Source organism: Vagococcus entomophilus, assembly GCF_003987595.1.
Taxonomy (GTDB): domain Bacteria; phylum Bacillota; class Bacilli; order Lactobacillales; family Vagococcaceae; genus Vagococcus_E; species Vagococcus_E entomophilus.
The window spans coordinates 58,185-81,842 of sequence record NZ_NGJZ01000003.1 but is presented as its reverse complement, the minus strand read 5'-3'; the positions used below and the strand labels follow the sequence as shown (position 1 = coordinate 81,842).

The following is a 23,658-nucleotide window of genomic DNA, read 5'->3' as shown; positions in this document are numbered from 1 at the left end:
GTATTACATTTTCCAATTATAGTACTAGTATTCACATAGATGTAATGGTAATGCAGCTGATATTGAAATTTACTATAATACAGATCCAGAGTGCACAGAATATGAAGTTTGACTACCAATTATCAAAAAATCTTAACAGTTAAGAACATATTTTTAAATAGTAACACCGATTTAAAGTATTATAACTCTTTAAATCGGTGATTTTTTATTAGTGTCGAAAAATTTACTTTTAATATTTTAACTCACAAAAATTAATAAATGACTATTTTATTCTTCAAGTAGTGCTACTAAATTGTCAATCTTATCAGTTGAAAGTTTTTCCCAGTTCTCCCCATATATATGGTCAATACACCCATAAGAATTAAATGAAAGAATCATTAATAATTTATCGGTTTTGTCAAATATAAGATCATAGGCCTTCTTTTCATCAGGATCTACTACTAATTTATCGTAAGCATTCTTGAATCTTTCTTCAGTTGTAAGATCTATGTTATGGTCAATAAGCGCAAGAACGTCATCTGTAAAATATTTTTTAAAAGTTTCCGAAGAACTTTCAGCTTTTCGATTTTTACTTAATAGAAAACTTAAGAAAAAAATATTGCTACTAGTTGAAGGCCTTACTCGAATATCTTCAATTAGGGCAGTCCAATCATTATCTGAGAGTTCATCAAAGCCTGGTCCAAGAATGTTAACTACTATATCATTTTCTTTTTGTAAAACGAATAAAGGATTAGATAAAGAGCTGTTACCTACAGCTTCAACATATCCATATTTTTCGACAAAATCGATTGTAGGGAAAACACCAAATGAGTCATTTTTAGTAAGTTTAGACTTATCTACATTCAATACTTGTTCTTTTGCATGCTCACTAAAATAAGTATCAAGGAATTTCTGGAAATCCTTCTCATCCTCCTCTGAACTATAATTCAAGTAGTAAACCAGCTGGCTACTTAAGTCGCTAGCGTCTTTTAATCTAGTATAACGGCTATTATAGATTGAAGAGTAGGCTGATATTGAAGTTAGCTGTTTACTAATTTTTGTATTTTTGCTAGTTAAGGAAAAGCTTCGCCCTAGTGCGGTAATTACAATTAAAGCAAAAAAGGCTACCATTAGGAACTTACTAAGATTTTTTTCATCTTTGGCTACTGGTTGATGTTGTTTATTTTCAAATTTAAAACCGATTTTTATCAACGGTTGCCAGTAGTCCTGTTTTAACCGATTATTTTTTTGTTTATAAGCAATATAGCCGGCAGACAATTTAAATGGGATATCCGGAATGAGTCTTTTGGTATTGATGTATTCACTTGGTAACACATATTTATGTTGACCCGAACAAGCTAAAATATACATTCTAAGGTAGTCCTGCACCTTAGAGTAGTTTAGAAAATCATTATCTTCTAGTTGATGCAATAAATTATTTACTATAGCCTTATCATTAGTTTGCAATGAATAATCTAAAACAATTTGATAGCAAATCTGTAAAATAATTAAAGCAGGGTCAGTATTAGTGATTTTTAGACATGCTTCAGATAATTCAAGGATAGTATCGTGATTGATTGGCACAAAATTCAGATTGAGATACAAAAGATATCTAGATCTAAAATATTTTTCTCGACTTTCTTCAGAAATATTTTGATAAATACTAAAATCGAAGTCAGGTGTGCATAATAAATCTTCTAAAAAATTGAACATTTCCATGCTATGTGAGTTTTCAATCAAGCTATGCAAATCAATTGTGTCTACAATATACTTTAAAACACGATGACTCATTATTTGATAATGATTCTCAGATAAAAAACTGTAGATTATTTGCTGATTAGTTGAAAAAGTATCAATATCCCAATCTTTGCTACCGGCCAAAAGTAATTGCCAACCAGCTAAATCATCAAAATAAGTTAATTCAGCAGTGAAGGAGTTTAATTTGGTAAAGAAATTATTTACTATAGCGCAAGGTTCTTCAAGCAATTCCGATTGGTTATCATCTATTGTAAATATAGCTTGATCAGTAATTTCCATTGAATTCAGTTTTTCGGCATGAGAATCATCAGATAATGGTAATTCATCAGTAGAGCTAGTATTGGATAATACTTCTTGATTTTGATGAAGCTCGCTTTGGATTTTTACTTCATTAATAGCGCAATCAAAAGCCTCTTTTAATTGTTGAAATTTATCTGGTTCATTATCGATATCAATTTTTTTTAGTTTTATAGCGTAAGCACGCTTTATTTTTTTAATATCTTTTGTACTCTCAATCTCTAAAACTTGCCAATGAGTCATAGCAATAGCTCCTGTTCCAAAGTCATAATTATTTGGTTATATTCAACAAGTTGTTCTTCAAGTAGCTTTTCATCTTGTTCATCGAGTAAAGCTTTGAATTGGATTAATAAATGTTGAATATAATTGCGACGCTCTCCAATAAATTCCATATAGAGTCTCTCAAGTCGAGCTATAATCAATTGATTTTCACTACGATTTTTAGGATGAATTTTTAGTCCTGCTAATTTCTCTAATGCTGAATCTATTTCTTCACTAGTCAAACTTCCTGGATTTTCTTCAATTACTAATCTTTTTTCTGAATTTGCTGCTGCATCCTTGACGATAACTTCAAGTAAGCCATTTTGATCGTAAGTAAAGCGGATATCAATAGGGTACCCAGCTGATTTTTGAGGCAGCTTCATACTGATTTCGCCAATTTTTAAATTATCAGACGATCTGGGGTTTTCTCCTTGATAGATAGGAAAAACGATCTCCTTTTGATTATCAATAACGGTATAGTACGTTCTCTGCTTGCTGACTGGAATGGACGTATTCCGCTCAATAATGGGGGAAAATATGCCATCAATCCATTCACCGTGAATATTTTTACTCATGCTGTCCACACCCAAAGTATGCGCACAAACATCAGTTAAAATCATCTCGTCTTTTAACATTAAATCACTTTTCATTGATGCTTGGATACCGACACCATAAGCGACCGTTTCATCAGGAGCAAGTTTTGTATAAGGAAAAATTTTTAATAATTTCCCAATAAAATTACGAATCATTGGACTTTTTGTTGCACCACCAACTAATACGACACGATCAATTTCGGTAAGTGTTTTATTGGCATCATGGATTGCGCGAATAATTGGTCGGCGAATACGTCCAAGTAATTTTTCACATAGTTGCTCATATTTTTTAATGTCAGTTGAATACCTGTAAATTGTATCTTTAAGAGTAATTTCGATTTTTACAGCCTCATGAATACTTAAAGCTAGTTTGACGTGCTCCATTTTACTATAAAGTAATGCTTGTTCCTGAGTGGTTAATACTAATTTTTCGAGACTATTTTGCTGTAAAAAATCCAGCATTAAAATTCTAGTAAAATCCTCTCCACCTAATTGATTATCACCAGCAATTGCCTCGACTTGCAGAATGCCTTCAAAAAGTTCTAACAAGGACACATCGAATGTGCCACCCCCCAAGTCAATAACTATTATTGTTTGATCATCTTCTCTATGTAATCCGTAAGCAACAGCAGCTGCAGTAGGCTCACTCACGAGCTGCTGAACGTTAAGCCCCGCTAATTGAGCCGCTTGTTTAGTAGCTTCTCTTTGAATATTGTTAAAATAAGCTGGAACACTGATGATAGCTTCACTACATGGTTCTCCAAAAAAATTTTCAGCATCCTGTTTAAGACTTTTTAGAATTAATGCCGATAATTCGGTTGATGAAAATTCTTTATCACCAAGAGTATATTTTTTTTCTGTACCAATAAATCTTTTAAATGTGGTTGCTGTTTTGTGTGGATGAGTGAATTGTCGTTCTTTAGCAATCGACCCAACTACTATTTCTTTTTTTTCGTTAATTCCTACAGCAGATGGTGTTAAGTATTCACCAAACTGATTTGGAATAAGTTCAGATTGTTCACCATTCCAAAAACTAACTAAGCTGTTTGATGTGCCTAGATCAATCCCAATTTTCTTCATCATATTTACCTCTCAGTTTACCCTATTTTATAAAAAGACCACTTATTAATCAAATTTTATCATAAAAATTTAGTGTTGTAATCTCTTTATGAATAGAGTAAATAAATATAATATAATAAAAAATGTTATTTAAATTATTTGGTCATATTTGCCTAAACTTTATGAGCGATAGCCCTTTGGGTTACTGGATTATATAGGCTATCTAAATTAGATTTGATAATTGAGTGACTTCACAGCTGGTTTTAGGCTTTTTCATTTTCTTGATCGTTTGAGATGACTCTCTAATTCGCTCATCAGTCAATAAATTAGATAGCGACTGACGGAGATAGCTAGGTCATCATTAAAATACTTTGTCATTCTTGGATAGCCACACATTGGGTATGATAGATAGGAGTTTAACACTTTTTCTTTCAGCTGTTGTCGCTGTTTTTTTTTGCACAATAAAAAACGCTTTAATAGATTATAACGAATAACTTGCCCGTATTTCTATTATAGGAGCCAAAGAAAACGCATGTTTTAGATTGATATAGATCCATTCAATAGGGACGCTTTTTTCGCAGTTAATATTTTTTGTTCAATTTATGATAATAAACCTTTACCTATACAAAATGCTTATACTCAAATGTCTAATAAGATTTTTTGGATACCGAGTCATAAAGACTCATCCTACCGTAAACAAGTTTGTGTATTTTTGTTTACATGAAATTTTATGCTGATACCAAGATAAACAAACACATAAAAAAAGAGTGGATATTTCCACTCTTTTTTTATGTGAGCCCTACAGAGGCATCCATTTTTTCAAGAATTTGATCTATATCTGAATAAAAATCACAAATTTTATTTTTTATTATAAAATTATTTTTGGAAAATAGACAAATTATTGTAAGTGTTGTCTAATTCATAGCTAAACTTTCACCATCAATATCAGTCAAATATTTTTGTACATTTGAATTATCTTCTAGCAACCACTTTGTTGTCTTCAACAACCAATGGTGAAATAGCTTCAGCAAAAGCTTGTTGACTCTTAGCTTCATCAGCTAATGTCATACCTCCACTAAAAACTATTGCTTGTTTATATTTTCCTTCAAAAATAGAAGAAATTAATGGTGCCATCTTCAATTTTAGGATCCCCTTTTTCAAATTTTGCTTGGTTATAGTTGATTTATGCCTAAATTTTTCTAGACCCAAATTAGTTCTCTAGTTGAACCAAGGTTAAAAACTGGGATTTAAGATTTTGAAAAATTGCCCCCACATTTTTAGCTAGTTCGCAGAGATTAATAGCGATAGTATTTTTTATTGGCAATGATGATAGTTCCTGTTAAATCTGAATTTAAAAAAATGCGATAAATTTAGGTATAAGAATCTATAAAATGGGGTGGAATCCTCTAAAAATCATAAAAACAAAATTAATAGTGAAATAAATGGCAGAATATAGGCTAATAGTAATGAAATTTTTTCGGTTTCGTTTTGTCTTAGCGCTCCTCTTCGTCTCACCCGTTTTACGAAAATCAATGATTTACAAGCAAATTCACAATTGCTAACCATAAGAAAAGAGCGGAGTGGAGAAGTTTCTTTATGGTATGACAACAACTGATCATAATTATCGCTTCTATTCATAACTCAAAAAAAATTTTCCAAAACTATTATTTTAATAAAATAAAAATAGAATTAAGGTTTACCTAAAAAAAAAAGTGTGCTACAATGCTTTTTGTAAGAGTACATAAATTATTTTATTACGTCCCCTCCGTAATATTAGTTTAATTTACTGCTTTACATTAGATAAAAAATTTTCATTCTCTATGATTATTTTTTTAAATACAAAGTGAGTGAATTTTTTTTATCTTTAAGATAACAATGTTATCTTAATTCTGGATTAATCAGGTAGGAGGAAATTTTTATGAAAAATAAGTTGTTTTTTGCAACACTAATTTCTTATTTAGGAATCTATATCACAATGCCCGTTCTATCAGCAATATCAACAAAAGCACATATGTTGCCTAATCAAATTGGAATTATGATTTCATTGGGAGCTTTTGCAATGCTTATATTTGCACCAATTTGGGGGAAGTTAAGTGATAAATGGGGAAGAAAAACGGTTATTGTAACTGGGTTATTAGGAATGGCTATAGGCTTTGTATTTTATACAATATTCTTCAAACTTGCTATTTCATCAGAAAAAGCTGTTAATTTTTTGATATATGGATTAATGCTAGTGAGGTTTATCATGGGAATGTTTATGACGACAGCACCTACTGCTGCAAATGCATATATGGCTGATATTTCTACTGTAGAAAACAGAGCGAAAGATATGGCCTCACTGGGGGCGGCTACAGGATTGGCAATGGTCTTAGGCCCAATTATAGGAGGTCTTTTATCCTCTAGTGGCAATTTGTTTAATCCATTTTATGTGACAAGTATTATGTTAGCTGTTTTTGGAATTTTATTAATTTTTTGGTTACCTAAGGGAAATAAAAGTAATTCTTCTGAGAATTTGAGCCAAAAGAACACAGTTAAGACTAACAAAAAATTCTTTACAGTAAGTCTATTCGGATGGTTATTAGTAGGGTGTTCAATTATGTTTATTGTAGTTGGGTTACAACTTTTGACATCACTTTATATCAAAGACGTATTGGTTCAAACAGTAGCACAAAGTGCAAAAACAGCTTCTTTATTATTTGTAGTTCAAGGTGTTATGCTCATGTTGACTCAAGTTGTGCAAATTAATATATTAAATTGGCATGCTAAAAAAATGATGTTAGTAGGGGTCCCTATTTTAGTCGCAGGATTATTATTACTAACAGCTCAAAGTAGCTTTGCATTAATAATTGTTAGCTATGTCTTAATAGGTATCGGGGCTGGCCTTGGAATAAGTTCCTTATCAGCAGGTGCATCGCTTACGGTTTCACAAGAACATCAAGGATCCGTTGCAGGTGCGGTTGCCATGACACAAGGAATTGCGGGAATTGTTTCTCCGTTATTTGGTACTTCCTTATTCCAAATTAATATTAGATTGCCTTTTTATGTATTTGCCCTATTTTGTTGTTTTTCTTACATAGTTTTTATTTTCTTAACTAAGACCAAAAAAGAACAACATAGTTGAATTTGCTAGCAAGACGAGAGTGGGACAGAGGGGTTTTACTTCGGAAAATTAGTAGAGATTCAGGGGGAGTTCTCTTCAAATCTTGCTAATTTCAACCTAAGCTGTCTATTTGGCTACTAAGAGCCTGGGACATAACTTTTAAGTTATGTCCCAGGCTCTTTTCTATGATTATTCAAGTTGAAAACTAAGCTATTTCAATCGGTATAAATGATTAAGGGAACAACTCGTCAAGCGTTAATGCTTAATTTAATAAGAGACTAAAAAATGGAGCTCAAGTTCTAAAACCTAAGCTAAGGAGCGGTGTGAAGGGATGTTCTTATCCAAACTTTCAACTGGTTGTTGCGGGTACAATTTGTCCTGATGCGACTACAAGTTTACGAGTAAATTTATTTGCTTTGTTTAGGAGGCTAAAAGTAGTTTGTTAGGTCTCAATCTTTGGACTTAGGTCCAGAATCCCTTCAAAATATTGAAAGCGCTATCTTAAAATTGTAAACTTTGTTTAGATACGTATCGAAAGAATTGGGAGGTTAGTTTATGAAAGGGAAATTTGCTGAAGCTATGCAAAAGTTTTCAAGATCAATTATTGTACCCGTTAAGTTTATGGCGGTAATGGGCGTATTCTTAGCAATTTCTGTTATTTTACAGATGAATTTTATGCCTTTATTTTTACAAACTATTGGGACATTGGGTAAAACGATGATGGATAGTATGCTCAACAATCTAGCCTTGATTTTTTGTGTGGGCATTGCCTCCTCTTTGGCGAATAAAAAGAAAGTGGAAGCAGGGCTAACAGGACTAATCAGTTTTCTTCTTTTTTTAGCAGCAAACAACGCTTGGCTAACAATGAATAACCTGCTAGCAGAACCGGGAGAAATGGGATTATATGGTACAGGTCAAGGGCTGGTTTTGGGATTTCAAGTTGTCGATATGAACGTGTTTTTGGGAATGGTCATAGGTTGTTTAGTTGGCTATATTCATAATAAATTTTCTGAGGTTCAGTTCAATGATATTTTTAGTATTTACGGTGAATCACGGCTGAGTTTTATGGTTTTAACGCCTATCATTTTGGTGTTAGCTGTTGTGTTTAGCTATGCTTGGCCGGTTGTAAACAGTTGGATTAATGAGTTATCAAATGTAATTTTAACTGCGGGCTTACTAGGCGTTTTTATCTATTCATTTGGCAATCGATTTTTAATTCCTACAGGATTACACCATCTCTTATGGATGCCCTTTTGCTTTACGGCAATTGGTGGGACAGCAGAAATAAACGGGAAAATCTATACAGGGGCAGCCAATATCTTTTATGCAGAAATGGCCAATGCAGGTTCGATTGTACAAATGGATTCCTCCTTAAGGTTTGCAACCTTTGGCTTTGTTAAAATCTTTGGTTCTGTTGCGGTGGCGTTAGCCATTATCTATTGCGCAAAAAAGGAGCGCAAAGAAGAAGTCAAAGGAATGATGTTGCCTTCAATGTTTGTTGCGAGTATCGCAGGGATTACAGAGCCTTTGGATTTTTCATTTTTATTTTTTTCTCCATTGTTATGGTTTGTTCATAGTCTCTTAACGGCTGTATCTGAAACCTTACTGTGGGTGCTAGGTGCAAGAACTTTTATGCTATATGGACTATTGGATACTATCATTTCAAATTCAGTCTTTAAACCAACCGTAACCAAATTTTATTTAGTGATAATCATAGGAGGAGTGATGAGTGTTATCTGGTTTTTTATCTATTGCTGATTTTGAATCGTGTTCCCTCTGATCAAAGCATCCAACTAAAAAAAGCATCATTGCAAGGATACCCATAGCTAGTAGAGGTCTCTTTTTCAATTTGTTTCCTCCTTTTGTTATAAAAAGTTATATTTATGTAAATATTTTAACATAAAAATATAAAAGAGTAGCCAAGAATGAAATTTTTTATTTTGATTAGATATGATCCTACTATGGACAGAGTTATATGGAATGAAAAAATTTGTAAGAGGAAAACTATTTTTTTGTTATTCAATAAATCAGAAAGTAGTAGAAGATGTTTGTTCACTAGAAATAAGTGCAAGAAACATGTAGTTAGATGGTACTTTTTATTTAGGAAAAGAAATAGTTGAATCGAACAACTCTAGAAACATCAAACATATCGAAAAAAAATAAAGGGAAGCAGAGGCTAGAACTGTGCAAATTTTAATTCCGTTGATACATAGCATAACCAATGTAAAAATATGTTCGATGTAGATTTCGTTCATGGATTTTTGCATGCTATATATTCAAAAAATCATTTGATAATGATCCTGCACGTGGGGATGCGGTAGAAGTAAGCACAAGTCTTTCTAATACACTTGTACTCCTTCGTAAATAAGTGGTTAAATAAATAGTGGGATTTCGTGTCTGTATTATCTTAGTTTCTCCATTATTTCTAATGTATCAAAGAAGAAGTTGTTAGCGTGCTATTGAGGAGTAAGTAGCAAATGGAAGAAATTGCAACTAAATATAATAGTGATTATGTTGAATTTGTTCCATTGAAAATGTGGTATAGATGAATTTGAAGAGATAGGAAGTGATTATCTGGTTGTTTTTAAAAATATATAATTGTTTAATTTTAAAAAAACTTGTTTTTTATATTAATTTTATGTATTATATATATATCGTAATTATCTATTTTTTTATACGATTATAAATATGGAAAAATGTATTTTTTTGTTTATTCCGATGATGGAAGAAGGATATTATTATGTTTAAAATTACTAAAAATGATAGTTCGCTATATGAACAAGCGGTAAGAAGAACAACAAATAACTGTAACTGTAAACAACCAATTTAAGAGCTCACGATAAGTGAGCTTTTTTTATTTATATTTATAAAAGGTGGTTATGATTTAATATGAAAAATATACTAAAATCTTGTGATCCAACAGGTAGGTACACTTTTTTGTTTAACACATTTAATGGGTGTTCTATCAAATATTCTAATAATATATTTAAAACGGAAGAAGATTTTTTAAACAATAAAGAAATCAAACAATTATTAAAAAAAGAAGATTTTTTTCAGTCATGGGAGTATAAATATGAAAAAATTCTAAAAAATGAAGAAAAGGTTTTAAATATATCTTTATTAATCCATGAAAATTGTAACTTTCGATGTACTTATTGTTATGAAAAGTTTGAAAAAAAAGAAATGAAAATAGATGTTATGGAATCTGTAATTGAGTTTATTAAAAATAGTATTTATAGTAATGCTGAAATTCAACATCTACACATATCATGGTTTGGGGGAGAACCCTTATTAAATATTAAAGGTATTGAATATTTAAGTAATATTTTTATAGAAATCTGTGATGAATTTAATATTGAATATTCATCAGATATTACAACTAATGGATATATGTTAACTTTAAGGAATTATAGAAAACTATCTCGATTAAAGGTAAGTAATTATCAAATAACTATAGATGGTCCTAAGAAATCACATGATTCTCAAAGGGTTTTAACTAATGGAGGAGGCACGTATGATCGAATTATAAATAATCTGATTAAAATTTCAACAGATACATCAGATAATAATTTAATAGCTATTAGGACAAATATAGGACCTGACAATATAAGCTATATGGAATTTCATATACAAAATCTAATAAATATTTTTGGAGAAGATAAGCGTTTTGATTTTAATTTCCACAATATAGGAAATTGGGGAGAAAACTGTATAGATGTAATAAGTAACAATGTAGCTTTAGATTTTTCTGAATTAACTGTGGAATTGGGTGGGAAATCAGAAGGTATATTATGGAATCTAATGCCAAATACATATTGTTATGCAGGTAAAAAAATAATTATATAATAGGTGCGGATGGTTTAGTATATAAATGTACAGTTTTACTTTATGATGAAAGAAATATAATTGGTAAACTATCTAACGGGAGACTGGATATAGACTATAGCAAAGAATCTATTTGGACTAAGGAAAAATTGACCGATAAATGTGATGACTGTTCAATATCTATTAGTTGTTTAAACAAAACTTGCCCAGCTAGTACACTAGAAAAAGTTGTGCCTAACTGTATGTTTACGAGAAAAGATTTGGTAAGATTGATAAATTTAATGGATAAACAAAATCTATTTACATACGTCATAGAATAGGATGGAGGGAAAAGAGTATGGTTTTTAAGACAATAAAAAAATTTTGGAAATATAACTTTTTACTTACTTTCCTAATAACTTTAGAGTCAGGTGGCATAATACTCTCTACTGTTTATCTATCTAAAATAATGGATAGTTTAATTAACAGTGATAAATACGCTTTTCTTGAGTCTTTCGCTATTTCACTTTTTTTATGGTTAATAGCTTTAATCTTAGGCTATATTAAGAATATTCATGTAGAATATGCTAAACAAAAACAAGTATTATATATTCGAAATAAAATTCTATCAAGTATATCTGTTAAATCATATGAAGAATTTCATGAGAAACAAATAAATGAGTATATATCTTGGTTGACTCTTGACATAAATACACTAGAGGAACAATGTTTTGGAAATTTTTATTTAGCTATATCAAGTTTTACTTTAATTGTTTTTTCTGCAATAGCAATACTTAAATTTAGCTATGTGTTACTGATAATAGCTATAGTAGCAGCGATTATAATGACAATAGTTCCAAATAGATTACGGAAACAACTAGATATTAAAAATACATCTTTATCTAAAAAATATGAAAAGTATATTTCAAAAGTTGATGAATGGATTAAAGGATTTCCAACATTAATATCGTATAATAAAAACTATTTATTGAAACAACAATTGAATATAGAGAATGAAAAAATAGCTAATTTGAAAAGTGATTTAGGAAAAACAAAAGCAATAATAAATTCTATTATTAGATTTCTTTCAGTTGTTTTTCAATACAGTATTATTTTTGTGACGGGCATATTTGTTCTATCAGGAAGATTATCAGGAGGGGTGATATTTTCCATTGGTGATTTGACTGGCAATTTTTTCGGTAATATGAGCTTCTTTATAAATGAGGTTACAATGTTTTTTTCTACATCAAAGATTATTGATAAAATAAATTTTGATAATAGTTTAGATGTGCCTAGAATTCCTTTAAATGATAATGAATTTACTTTTTTTAATCAAATAAAGATAAAAAATCTAGAGTATGATTTTCCAAATAGCCAGAAGATACTAATTCCAGATATGAACTTTATTAAAGGTGGAAAATATGCCATTTTAGGAAAGAGTGGTACAGGAAAAACTACTTTTTTAAATATATTATCTAAGAATTTAGGTTATACCAAAGGTACTATAGAAATAGATGGTCAGAATATAAATAACATAGATACTAAAAAATATAGAGACAAAATATCTTATGTAAAACAAAAGCCGTATATATTTGATTTGAGTCTCTTTGATAATGTAACTTTACTAGATAATTTTGATAAGGAAAAAGTGGAAAAAATAATAGATAAAATTGAACTGACAGATTTAGAGAATATTGATTCTTTAGGTTTGTTCGGCAAGAATATATCTGGAGGACAGGCTCAAAGAGTTGAAATAGGGCGAAGCTTAATACAAGAAAAGGATATTTTATTAATTGATGAAGGAACAAGCAATTTAGACTCAGAAACGTCGTACATAATAGAAAAAGCAATCTTATTAAATCCTGAATTAACAGTTATTTTTGTAACACACCATTTAAATCCTGTTTTAGAAAAAATGTTTACTGATATTTATGAATTTTAATTTCATTTTTTACTTAATTAAACGTTAAACTAAGTTATCGGGTTATCCGAGGGGGGGTTAGATTGTAAATGTATGTGATACTTATTAATAGTCTACAAGCTGTTTCGTATAGGTAGAAATATTTGTGGTTACATTCAAGTACTGCTAACGAAGATTATGGAGAGATAACAATTCGCTTAACTTCTACTTTAAAACATGGATTTATGCAAGTAAAGGGTTCTATAGAATAGCATGTATAGTATTTGAACTGTTTTTTTAGCAAATTTGAATTATTTTATATTTCCACAAAGATTCTCAGAACCTTGGGTACCAATAGTTATTGTCGTAGCATGCTTATGTTTAACGTTTGTTTTTCCTGGCAATAGGGTTGAAGAAATGGAAGATACAGCCAAGCAGATATTAACTGAAACTTACGGTGTAAGTGTGAAGGGTATAACCATCACAGAAAAAATTAGTAAGAATAAATACAAAGCAATTGTTGACCTAACTGGAGACACTGCTGGAAATATTATAGTTCAATATGTTCCAAGTACCAATAAAGTATATGTCAATCCGGAATAACATTATTGTACTTGGTTAAGAATTGAGGAGTGGCTAAGTCGGAATAATTTGGACCACAATTTGAAAGGAATATGGGGAAAAAACAAAGAAAGTTTTTCATGAAAATGAAAAGAAATTTGTGCAATAATATGGAAAGTGTAGCGAAGTGAAAAAGATGGTGCCGAATCTTTTGAAAAAAATATTTAGAAGTAAAAATTCATACAAAAATAGGAACTAGTGGGATTTAATTCTCCAGTTCTTTTTTTAGTTTGTTTTTATAGAAATAGTAGAGTTTTTTTGAATGTCAACTAATTGGTATAACAAAGAAAAAGTAGTGAGTACCTGCACTATTTTTTACATGAAGGTAGAATTGACCATGAAAATCAGATGACTGAAAAGCAAATTAGAGTAGTAATGAAAAATTTTTAACATATAGTCTTTTTAAATAGAAAGGTATAAGCAAATCTACGAACGAGCTATTTTACACATTTTTATTTTTTATCAAAAAAAACATACAAAATTTTCGAAGGTGAATGTGTCAGTCGGGGAATGTTGCTTTTTCAGGGGCAATTGATGTTAGAAATAATTTCGAAATTGATGGGGCAATTAACTTAGGAGAAGTGACAAGTAATCGGGGCTACACGGGAATTGCAGATGGGATAGGTTTTGTTTTCTATAAAGGGGAGAGAAATCAAGTTGTAGGAACAGGTGGAGATCTTGGAATTTATGGCGTAACCAATGCATTTGGCTGGAAAATTGATACATGGTTAAACGATTCCAAACATTCCAAACATTCCAAACATTCCAATACCAATCAGATTCTTAAAGGAGATTATGATGATGGGCACACCAACCCATATGGTACTTTTATTACAACTGATAGTAAAGGTTATGGGACCATTGATCAAAGTTCAGCAGCTGAAATCAACAAAGCAATTGAAGACAATCAATTTCATTCTATTAAATTTATATATACCGCAGCTACGAAGAAATTCAAAATTATTTTGAATACACCAAGTGGAGATGTGACATTTACGAAGACATTTGAATATGATGCTAGCAATCCAGCTTACTATTTCACTATTGCAGCGTCTACAGGGGCTTTGCCAACACATCAAGCGTATAAAATTGATAATATGGTATATTCACCCATCCAAAAGGCAATCGTAAATTATATAGACGATAATAATGGAAAAGTACTTGCTTCTGATTCATTAACAGGGTCAAGCAGTTCAGTTATTCAATACGCTACAGACTCCCAGTTTGCTTTTTTCAAAGCAAAAGGGTACGAGTTGGTAAGAGATGGCTTCATTTCCGGCAGTAAGTATGATACGAAAGATCAAATTTTTGAATTCCACTTGAAACACGGGACAACGAGCGCCTCAGAAAATAAAACTATCACCGAAACCGTTCACTATCAATATAGTGACAAGAGCCAAGCACATGCAGACCAACAAGCAACACCTGTGGAGTTTAGCCGAACGGTAACGACAGATAAAGTCGATGGAACAAAAACATATAGTGAGTGGAGTGCAAAAGAAAATCAAACAAGCTTTGCTAAAATTGTATCGCCAACAATTCTCGGCTACACCCCTGATCAAGCAGAGATTGCAGAAGTAACGGGTCTAACAGCAGAGAGTAAATCGATTGAGAAAACGGTGATGTATACTGTTAATAAGGAACAAGCGAAAGTCACCTACATTGATGATACAACTGGAAAACCAATTACGAGCAAAGAGTTAAGTGGAGATTACGGCACAACGGATGGGTACCGTACGAGTGACACAATCAAAGAGTTGACGGATCAAGGATATAATTAGTAAAAGACGATTATCCAAAAGACGGTGTGACGTATGATAAAGACGGAAGTCCCAAAACATACGAAGTCCATTTGAAGCATGGGACTATAACCATTAATCCGGCATCTCCTGGTCAACCAGGAACACCAATTAATCCAAATAATCCTGAGAGTCCCAAATGGGCAGAAGACACAGATGGTGCTTCTCTAACGAAAAAAGTTACTGAAACCGTTCATTATGTATATGAAGATGGATCGAAAGCAGTAGACGATCAAACCGAAACATTGACGTTTGAGCTGGAAAGAACGTTTGATAAAGTAACAGGAAAAGAGCTTAAAGATAATGGGTGGAAAGAGATCCAAAATCGCACTTCTTTTGATGAAAAACTATCGCCTAAACTAGAAAATTATACGCCTGACCAAGAAAAAATCGCAGTTGTTAATGGGATTACTCCTACGAGTAAAAGTGTTGAAAAGACGGTTGTCTACCATAAAGATGGAACAACACACGCAAAGGATACATCAAACAGCAGAGTACAAGTTACAAAAAAGGCTACGCAAGACTCGAATTCTAGTAAAAAAAGCTTCCCACAAACGGGCGAACAAACTCAAGTAATCTTTTCAATTTGGAGGATGAATGTATCGGCTATTAGTGGAATGGTTGCTTACTTTATGAGGAAAAAAGCAAAGAACAAGTAAAAAAGTTAGAGAATTTCTCTCCAACTTTTTTATTATGTTGACTCATGAAGAGCAATCTGCTTGTGAAAATAATTTGATTAAATGAGAGGAATTTTGAAGCGTTAAATTATAGGGGATGAGAATAGTAGCAGAATTTTCAGTTTTAATTGTAGATAGTGAAAAGTCATATTCATTTTTAGCATCAATATGTTTTAGTTGATCGAGTTCTATTACTGTTATTTCGTTAGGAATATTTGAAAATTCAAGCAGCCCAGCAAGTTGACGTGCTAAGTAATGACCATGTTCTTGACCAAGCTCGGTTGTCACTAATATGGTTAATTTTGGAATCAAATGTGCTACACCTACTTCAGCTAATAAACGATAAAAAGTAGCCTCGAAAACTTTAATCGTTTGTAAATCAAATTCAGTGTCAATTTTATGAATAAGTGTTTGAATCGAATAAAATAATCGCGGATTTTGTTTTTTTATTTCATCTATAAAAATACATAGTTCCGGATTGAAATTTTTAGAGGTAAAAGGGCATCTTTTGAAAAAAACAACACTAACAGAAAGCAAAGTGATTATTTTTTGTTTAGAAGTATTACTGAGCTCTTTTTTTGACCAGTTAAAATGTGTTTGCACAACTTTTGTAACGCCACAAGTGATCTCATTAGAAATTCGAACCGTCATAAATTTTTTGAACTTATCTATGGCAGTAACTATTGCTAAAGGTGTTAGTTTTGGAAATAGTTTTTTTAGCATGAGAAAATCATCTTTAGGTAAAAGTTTATTATTGGGCAAAACCTCCGAGTGCAAAAGTTCGGAAGATTGGGTTTCTCTCAATAGATAGACAAGAAATACACAAGCAAAGAATTGTTCATTCCAAAAGCCACCTAGTGTTCCAAAGCTACAAGGACACTGATACTTTTTTAAAAGGGTGACGATTTCAGTATACTCAATGGGTCCTATAAAAATTTCTGTGTGAAAAGCATAGATACAAGTGGTAAGGAAGAAACAAAATTGATCTTCATTTTGACCGAAAATCCGATACCCTTTCTTTACTTTAATTTCAAGCGAGTATCGTGATAGAAAGTTATTGAGTTGACGGATCCGTTTAGCAAAAAGTGGCGGGCTGATTGCTAATGTATCACAGTAGTAATGGGCAGAATGACCAGGAGAAAAAATTAATTCTTTTAGGATGGCTAAATTTATGGATTTCGATACGGTTTGTTCGTATATTTTTTTATATTCTTCATTGGTAATCAGAAAAGGTTTTAGAGGTTCTGAAATATTCGCTTCATTAAAAAGCTGATATAGATAATTTCTCGTTGTTTCGTAAGATAAATTCAAATATTCAGAAATCTTTTTTTCCTTTACTAAGATAGATTGATTCGTGTACATATAATTTAACATATCTAATTGATTTTTAATATGATGCTCTAATAGACTCAGCATTTAAAAGTAAAGGCTCCTCTCAAATTTCTACTCTAAATATAGCAAAAATTAGCTTGAAAGTGGCAGAAAAAAAATTTTTTTATAAATAGATCTTAAAATGAAACGGAAAGAGCGTTTACACTATTTGCTTTTGAGTGTATAATAATTATTGGAACTTTTTTAGTAAATAGTACTTTGCTATTCTCTAATAATAGATTGATATCGGCTTGAAATTTAGAGAGAGCGTTTTAATAGAGAGTAAAGCAGTATAAACAGAATGGGAGAGGATGTAGCAAATTGGCGATATTAGTCTTAGGTGGTGCAGGTTACATTGGTTCTCATGCGGTAGACCAACTAGTTGAAGTGGGAAAGAAAGTAGTGGTGGTGGATAATTTACTTACAGGACACAGAGCTGCGGTTCATCCAAAGGCTTCTTTTTATAAAGGAGACATCCGGGACAAAGAGTTTTTAAGTCAAGTCTTTGAAAAAGAGATCATAGACGGGGTGTTCCATTTTGCAGCAAGCTCTCTTGTTGGAGAATCGGTTGAAAGTCCGCTAAAATATTTTAATAATAATATTTACGGTACGCAAGTTGTTTTGGAAGTCATGCAAGAGCGAGGGATAAAAAATATTGTCTTTTCCTCAACCGCAGCAGTATATGGAGAGCCCAAAGTCATGCCCATTACGGAAAAAACGTCAACCAATCCTAAAAATCCGTATGGTGAAAGTAAGCTAATGATGGAAAAAATGATGCATTGGTGTGAACAAGCTTATGGAATTCACTATGTAGCGCTTCGATATTTTAATGTGGCCGGAGCTAAGTTAGATAGCACTATTGGAGAGGACCATTCACCTGAGACTCACTTAGTACCGCTGATTTTACAAACCGCTTTAGGACAACGAAAAGAAATTGTTGTTTTTGGAGAAGATTATGAGACTCCAGATGGTTCGTGTGTGAGGGATTATGTCCATGTGGTTGATTTGATTCAAGCGCATTTACTGGCACTAGAATATTTAGAACAAGGCAATGAGAGTACGGTTTTCAACTTAGGAAGTAATCAAGGTTTTTCTGTAAAAGAAATGGTCACAGCAGCTCGGAAGATTACCGGTAAAGAAATCCCTACAAGAGTTGGTCCAAGAAGAGCGGGTGATCCGAGTATGTTAGTGGCATCACCGGATAAAGCCTGTCAAATTTTGGGTTGGAAACCAAGGTACACGGACGTTGAAACCATCATGACTACAGCGTGGAATTGGCATCAAACTCATTTAGATGGATATGAAAATAAGTAAGGATGTGTCCTTTTTAATAAGAGATTGAACAATGCTAGTTTGTTTTTTGAATACAAGAAAAAAGAAGAAAACCCCACCAATTGAAAGAACAATTGGTGGGGTTTTTAGCTAGACATCATATGGAATGATTTTCTTCAATCCGCTCAAGTGGACAAGAAGCGCAACGAAAGGCACCATCCAAACGTGCGTGCCATGTGAAATCTAGAGGGAAGACAGTATATCCAAGTGCTTGAAGTGACTTTTGTAAAGAGAGGTGTCGCTTCTGAACGATTATTTTTTTAGGACCGATAACAAGAACATTTCCACCCATTTCCTTATTGGTTTTTGTGTCAATTTCAATGAAGTGATAATCTTCGAGTTCTTTAGGGAGCGCTTTTAAAGAGTCCTTATGAATAATAGCTGTTTTAGGACCAATAATAGTAAAACAACAATCTAAGTGATGTAAGGAGTCGTCATTCAGATAGACTGGAATGACACGCCAATTTTGGTCAGGATGCTGTTCTTTTTGGCTGATATCTAATAAATTTTGTAGCCAGTTGATGCCATTCTCGTTACTTGCATATTTCCCAATGCCAACAAATACATAGGGATAATCAACAAGGACGTCGCCACCTTCTAAAAAAGCAGTTTCTGAAGGATGCAATTGGTGAATTGAAGATTGATTTTTAATAGATTGTACGATAGATTGATAGCCGCGCATTTCTTTTTTTCGCATTTCGAGTTTTAAATTTCCCTCAATTAGTAGATTTCCGACACACATCACACTATCGCGTGCGTACATTTGGGCCATTCCTGGTTCCTCTTTTTTAGAAGGAACCACCGGATCAACCGTTAAAACTTCCACATTATTTTTTTCTAATATTTTTTTAAAGTCATGTAATTCCCGTTGATATTTTTTCGCTAAAAATTGAGGGACTTTTTTTCCTTTTAGTACTTTATAGAGATACTTATTCAACAATTTTTTCCATGTTGCAGTATGGGCTTCTTGTTCCATTTCCATAGCATCCGGTATATAAATAGTTTCAGCGTTCCCAATAATAACAGTTTTTAAAGTGGCATATTCATTGTAAACGGTAATATTTTTCATTGATATCCTACTTTCTCAAGTTGATAAGTAACCGAATTTATTTCTCAAGAGATTTTCGTTTAGTAAATTAGTTACCTTTGTTAACTAATTTACTATGGAGCCTCAAAATTGTCAAATAATGATAGTGTTAAAAGAAAAAGTTAAGGTTTTCTTGTAAGTGATAATCTTTGCAATTTTGTGTAGTCATGTTATTATGTGTTTAGACATACGTGCCTAGACATGTAAAAAGGAGAGATTCAACAATGTATACACTCATAACTGGAGCATCATCAGGAATAGGACAAGCTTTTGCGGTTGAGTACGCGAAAAAAAATAAAAACTTAGTACTTTTAGCACGGTCCAAAGAGAAGTTGAAAGCAATAAAAGCTGAGCTCGAAAAAAAATATCAGGTTAAGGTTGAAATTGTAATGTATGATTTATCTGTTCCAAATGTAGCACAACACGCTTATCAAAGGATTCAAGAATTAGGAATTATGATTGAAACCTTGATTAATTGCGCAGGATTTGCGACTAGTGGCAAGGTAAGCGATGTGAGTTATGAACAACAACATAATGAAATCATGGTAAACACTGTCGCACTATTCGACTTGACAAAGCTGTTTTTAGATTCTATGCTAAAGAAAAATAAAGGACTCATTATAAATGTTGCGTCAACATCAGCTTATCATCCTATCCCTACAATGGCTGTTTATGCTGCCAGTAAAGCCTTTGTACTTTCCTTTACTGAGGCCTTAGCGATGGAGTGCCAGGAAAGTCAAGTACGTATTTTTGCTATTAGCCCGGGCGCAACAGATACTAATTTTTTCTCTAGTGGTGGTGGGGTTTCATATGGAAACTTGCGAACGCCACAGCACGTAGTAAAAGTCACACTTGATGCGATTGAGAAAGGGAAGATTTCTAAAATTGATGGACTTAATAATTATGTGACAAGTACTATATTGCCAAGAATTTTACCGAGAAAGAATATGGTCACAATGGTAAATACTATCATGAAAAAACAGGTGAAAAAGTAAGAGAGGACAGCAAACGAGTGGAAAAGATTGAAGAATTACGTTATTTGATAAAAGCCGTAGATAAAGAAGGGGAAGAGCAGCACACTAAGATGCTTGCACCATTTGGTGTTACACCAAGCCAGAATGAAGTTTTAAAAATTTTAGACCAACAAGATGGACTCGCTACAACTCAGATCGGTGAATTATTAATATGTGGTTCGGATAATCCAAGTCGCGTGCTGGATCGATTAATCCAAAAAGAACTAATAAAAAAGGAAAAAGACACAATAGATTCTAGAAAAAATAATATCTACCTCACCGTAAAAGGTCGAGCGGTATTAAAAGAGACAAAAAAAATCGAAGTGGAATTTAATGAAGTTATAAAAGAAAAGTTAGGAAATCAGATGAAAATAGATGAATTTATTACTATTTTAAATAGACAGATTGAAGGGACAAAAACACTTGCACAAATACAAAAGAAAAAATTGATTGAGTAGGAAACGAATAATATTTATTTCTGCTGTGCATTCAGATTTAAGGTGCCATACAAAAGGAATGATTCCTTTTGTATGGCACTTTTGTTGTTTTTTTAATCGTGAGTGTGATAAACCATTATAAATAAGTAAGTCATAGCAGAATGCAACTAGGTTAGTCAAGAAAAAAAAGGATAGGTATGGACTGGTGAGCAATGATAAAAAAAGAAGAGATGCCTTTATGTAATGCTGCAACAACAGTTCAAGTGATGATAGTAAACTGGCTCCATTAAAAAATGAGGATGAGGCAAATGAAACAGGCATTCTTCAACGACACAGCAATTTGTGGGGGCGATAGCTACTGCTAGGGTGTCACTGCCTGCCTCAGCCTCAACTATAAAACAGGACATGACCATACTGTGCGCTAATGCTTACTTTCAATCTTTGCTCCTTTTTTATGTTTGTTCTTCGATTTAAATTAAAAGAAAACCAAAAATAATTTTTATTTATTAAGACAAGTAGAGAATATGTCGCTCTAGTTGTCTTTTTGTTTGGCGCAATAAAAATACTAACAAAACTGTAAGCCTACTGTAAGTAATGTGTTCGTTACTTTTGTTGATCTTGATTATATAATGAATTAGATTTTAAAGAAAAGCGGGGCTGTTCGAATGAAAAAAATGCGTGTTTTTGTGGGTTTCTTTTTAGTAATGATTGTTCTTATTCTTGGAATAGGGGGATATAAATACGGGCCGTTGTTCAATTTTTACATAATTCCACCATCACCGCAAAAATTTGCATCAATTGCGGTAAATGAGATGAATCAAAAGGGATTGTTTGCTAGAGGCAATTATTGGGAAAAAGTTAAACAAGAAACATTGCATAAAGTAAAGGGAGCGAAAAGTTATGCGGAGACACTCCCGGCACTCTCAAAAGCCGTGGAAGTAGCCGGAGGAAAACATTCGGCTATTTACCAAGAGAATCAAGTGGATAAAACGAATGTAGTAATGCCCACAGCTAAGGTAAATCAAGGAATTTTGACAATAGAAATTCCAGAATTTGTAGGCAGTGAGGCACAAGCTAAAACGTATGCAAAAAAAATTTCAAGTGCACTACTAAACACCTCTTATAAGGACTTGATTATTGATTTAAGTAAGAATCAAGGTGGGGATATGGGACCGATGATTTCTGGTCTTGCACCTATTTTACCTGATGGAACATTGGTTTTTGCTATTGACAAAAATCACTCAGAGCGAGAAGTTACTCTATCAAACAACCAATTATCAGGTGGAGGAACACCTGTGGATATTGGTTCCGCTAAGAAAATCAAGGACTTGCGAATTGCTCTTTTGCTTGGCAAGGAAACTGGAAGTTCGGGAGAGATCACGGCGATGAGCTTTTTAGGTCTTAAAAATGTAAAAACCTTTGGTACTCCTACAGCTGGATATACAACAGTAAATTGGCAATATAACATGTACAATGGCTACACCATGCAATTAACAACGGAGATGTTGAAAGATCGAATGGGAAAGGTATATAAAAATAGTCCTATTGAGCCAGATGTTCAAACAGATCAAGCTTATGAAAAAGCCACTCAATGGCTTAAGAGTGAAAATAGTAAATAAGATGGCACCAAAAGGAGAGTCCGTTTGAGCATGGAAAATAAAGAGAGAAAGTCTAATTCATACAATCCCAAAGAAGAGCCAAAGATTTGGTTTATCATAGATAATGTGATGGAATTGTATACAAAATTGGAAAAAGAAAATAGTCACTTTTTTTGTGAGCCATATAAGGTAGAAAAGGGAATTGCCATGGAGTTTACTAGCCCTTTAGGAAATCAATTGTATATAAGTGATTGTTCGTTGCTTAAAAAGTCATGATTAGATGACTTTTTTTGTAGCGTTTGGATGATATGTAACGTGCAGGTATGAGGCAAATGGAAAAATAAGGAGAAAATCAATGTGATTTATTTAATTGTTGGGTGTGAGCTAGTTTTTTGGGGGCTTGTATTGGCTGGCTTTGTTGTAAGGTATGGTTGTAAAAAACGCAAGCTTAGTTCGTGGATACTGAGCCTGGTTTTCTTTGTCGATAGTTTATTACTATTTTTTACTATTTGGGATATCAAACAAGGAAATCAAGCAACGTTTAGTTCCACAATTGGACCCTTTTATTTAGGGTTTTCTTTCATGTGGGGGCACAGAATGATAACGTGGTGTGATCGTTACCTTCTTTATAAACTAGGGCAAGGAAAAGCACCAAAGTATTATCTTCCAGTTGAACGAAAGCAACGTAAAAGATACGAATGGCAAAATTTTTTACTTGATAGTGGCTCGATTCTTTTGACAGGTATTCTACTACTTTTCTGCGTCTATGTTGGTGGAGGAATTCATAAAAGGACTCTACCTTTTATTGAAAGCTTTCAAACTTTAGGATTTATAGCAGTTTTATTGTTGGGGATTGATCTCAGTTACATTGTATTTCCTAGCGATTTAGCTAAAAAGAAGCGTTGAATTCATATAAAAAATAGGGTGTTACTTATTTTAATAAGTAACACCCTATTTTTTTAGAAAGCGTTT

19 protein-coding genes are annotated in these 23,658 nt (G+C 32.6%); 14 read left to right on the top strand and 5 right to left on the bottom strand.

Going from position 1 to position 23,658, the window contains the following annotated elements:
- Nucleotides 1–267: 267 nt before the first annotated feature.
- The 3 genes from CBF30_RS09380 to CBF30_RS11855 all read right to left on the bottom strand — a co-directional run bounded on the left by CBF30_RS09380 (nt 268) and on the right by CBF30_RS11855 (nt 5,087).
- Nucleotides 268–2,277, bottom strand: a complete 2,010-nt coding sequence (locus tag CBF30_RS09380; protein ID WP_126825767.1) for a hypothetical protein — start codon at nt 2,275–2,277, stop codon at nt 268–270.
- Nucleotides 2,274–3,968 (bottom strand): Hsp70 family protein, encoded by a 1,695-nt coding sequence (locus CBF30_RS09375; RefSeq protein WP_126825762.1) that lies wholly within the window; start codon nt 3,966–3,968, stop codon nt 2,274–2,276. Before CBF30_RS09375 ends, CBF30_RS09380 begins: the two co-directional genes overlap by 4 nt.
- 951 nt (nt 3,969–4,919) lie before the next feature.
- Complete coding sequence (locus CBF30_RS11855; RefSeq protein WP_170169002.1) at nt 4,920–5,087, bottom strand: hypothetical protein; 168 nt, start codon at nt 5,085–5,087, stop codon at nt 4,920–4,922.
- Nucleotides 5,088–5,865: 778 nt separating this feature from the next.
- Between CBF30_RS11855 and CBF30_RS09370 the strand changes: the two genes are divergently transcribed.
- From CBF30_RS09370 to CBF30_RS09335, 8 genes are all read left to right on the top strand, one after another.
- Nucleotides 5,866–7,068, top strand: a complete 1,203-nt coding sequence (locus CBF30_RS09370; RefSeq protein ID WP_126825758.1) for an MFS transporter — start codon at nt 5,866–5,868, stop codon at nt 7,066–7,068.
- A gap of 534 nt (nt 7,069–7,602) precedes the next feature.
- On the top strand, nt 7,603–8,805 hold the full coding sequence (locus CBF30_RS09365; RefSeq protein WP_126825755.1) for a PTS transporter subunit EIIC: 1,203 nt from the start codon (nt 7,603–7,605) through the stop codon (nt 8,803–8,805).
- A 1,131-nt stretch (nt 8,806–9,936) separates the two neighbouring features.
- A complete protein-coding gene (locus CBF30_RS09360) occupies nt 9,937–10,893 on the top strand; it encodes a radical SAM protein (protein ID WP_126825752.1) in 957 nt (318 codons plus the stop codon).
- On the top strand, nt 10,890–11,192 hold the full coding sequence (locus CBF30_RS12185) for a hypothetical protein (RefSeq protein ID WP_126826373.1): 303 nt from the start codon (nt 10,890–10,892) through the stop codon (nt 11,190–11,192). The genes CBF30_RS09360 and CBF30_RS12185 overlap by 4 nt, the downstream gene beginning before the upstream one ends.
- A gap of 17 nt (nt 11,193–11,209) precedes the next feature.
- Nucleotides 11,210–12,793 carry an ATP-binding cassette domain-containing protein gene (locus tag CBF30_RS09350; protein WP_126825750.1) on the top strand — a complete coding sequence of 528 codons (1,584 nt, stop codon included), beginning with the start codon at nt 11,210–11,212 and terminating at the stop codon, nt 12,791–12,793.
- A gap of 375 nt (nt 12,794–13,168) precedes the next feature.
- Entirely contained in the window at nt 13,169–13,354 is a 186-nt protein-coding gene (locus CBF30_RS09345) for a hypothetical protein (protein ID WP_126825748.1), read from the top strand.
- A gap of 512 nt (nt 13,355–13,866) precedes the next feature.
- Nucleotides 13,867–15,153: a lectin-like domain-containing protein gene (locus CBF30_RS09340; protein WP_126825746.1), complete on the top strand. Its 1,287-nt coding sequence runs from the start codon at nt 13,867–13,869 to the stop codon at nt 15,151–15,153.
- Nucleotides 15,154–15,179: 26 nt separating this feature from the next.
- Nucleotides 15,180–15,830, top strand: a complete 651-nt coding sequence (locus CBF30_RS09335; RefSeq protein ID WP_126825744.1) for a mucin-binding protein — start codon at nt 15,180–15,182, stop codon at nt 15,828–15,830.
- Nucleotides 15,831–15,872: 42 nt separating this feature from the next.
- Here CBF30_RS09335 and CBF30_RS09330 read toward each other — a convergent pair whose 3' ends face one another.
- Nucleotides 15,873–17,264 (bottom strand): helix-turn-helix domain-containing protein, encoded by a 1,392-nt coding sequence (locus tag CBF30_RS09330; RefSeq protein ID WP_126825742.1) that lies wholly within the window; start codon nt 17,262–17,264, stop codon nt 15,873–15,875.
- A 276-nt stretch (nt 17,265–17,540) separates the two neighbouring features.
- On the opposite strand from CBF30_RS09330, the gene galE reads away from it, so the two are divergent.
- Nucleotides 17,541–18,533: a UDP-glucose 4-epimerase GalE gene (gene galE / locus CBF30_RS09325; RefSeq protein ID WP_126825740.1), complete on the top strand. Its 993-nt coding sequence runs from the start codon at nt 17,541–17,543 to the stop codon at nt 18,531–18,533.
- A gap of 115 nt (nt 18,534–18,648) precedes the next feature.
- On the opposite strand, the gene CBF30_RS09320 is transcribed toward galE, so the two are convergent.
- Nucleotides 18,649–19,620 carry a dimethylarginine dimethylaminohydrolase family protein gene (locus tag CBF30_RS09320; RefSeq protein ID WP_126825738.1) on the bottom strand — a complete coding sequence of 324 codons (972 nt, stop codon included), beginning with the start codon at nt 19,618–19,620 and terminating at the stop codon, nt 18,649–18,651.
- A gap of 242 nt (nt 19,621–19,862) precedes the next feature.
- Here CBF30_RS09320 and CBF30_RS09315 point away from each other — a divergent pair, with 242 nt between their 5' ends.
- The 5 genes from CBF30_RS09315 (at nt 19,863) to CBF30_RS09295 (ending at nt 23,592) form a co-directional block, all read left to right on the top strand.
- Nucleotides 19,863–20,633 carry an SDR family NAD(P)-dependent oxidoreductase gene (locus CBF30_RS09315; protein WP_126825733.1) on the top strand — a complete coding sequence of 257 codons (771 nt, stop codon included), beginning with the start codon at nt 19,863–19,865 and terminating at the stop codon, nt 20,631–20,633.
- Between the two features lie 17 nt (nt 20,634–20,650).
- The gene (locus tag CBF30_RS09310; RefSeq protein ID WP_126825730.1) at nt 20,651–21,109 is read left to right on the top strand and encodes a MarR family winged helix-turn-helix transcriptional regulator; all 459 of its coding nucleotides are present in this window, start codon (nt 20,651–20,653) and stop codon (nt 21,107–21,109) included.
- A 644-nt stretch (nt 21,110–21,753) separates the two neighbouring features.
- Nucleotides 21,754–22,707 carry a S41 family peptidase gene (locus CBF30_RS09305; protein WP_126825726.1) on the top strand — a complete coding sequence of 318 codons (954 nt, stop codon included), beginning with the start codon at nt 21,754–21,756 and terminating at the stop codon, nt 22,705–22,707.
- A 30-nt stretch (nt 22,708–22,737) separates the two neighbouring features.
- Nucleotides 22,738–22,962, top strand: a complete 225-nt coding sequence (locus tag CBF30_RS09300; protein WP_126825723.1) for a hypothetical protein — start codon at nt 22,738–22,740, stop codon at nt 22,960–22,962.
- Nucleotides 22,963–23,043: 81 nt separating this feature from the next.
- A complete protein-coding gene (locus tag CBF30_RS09295; protein WP_126825720.1) occupies nt 23,044–23,592 on the top strand; it encodes a hypothetical protein in 549 nt (182 codons plus the stop codon).
- The last annotated feature ends 66 nt before the right edge of the window (nt 23,593–23,658 follow it).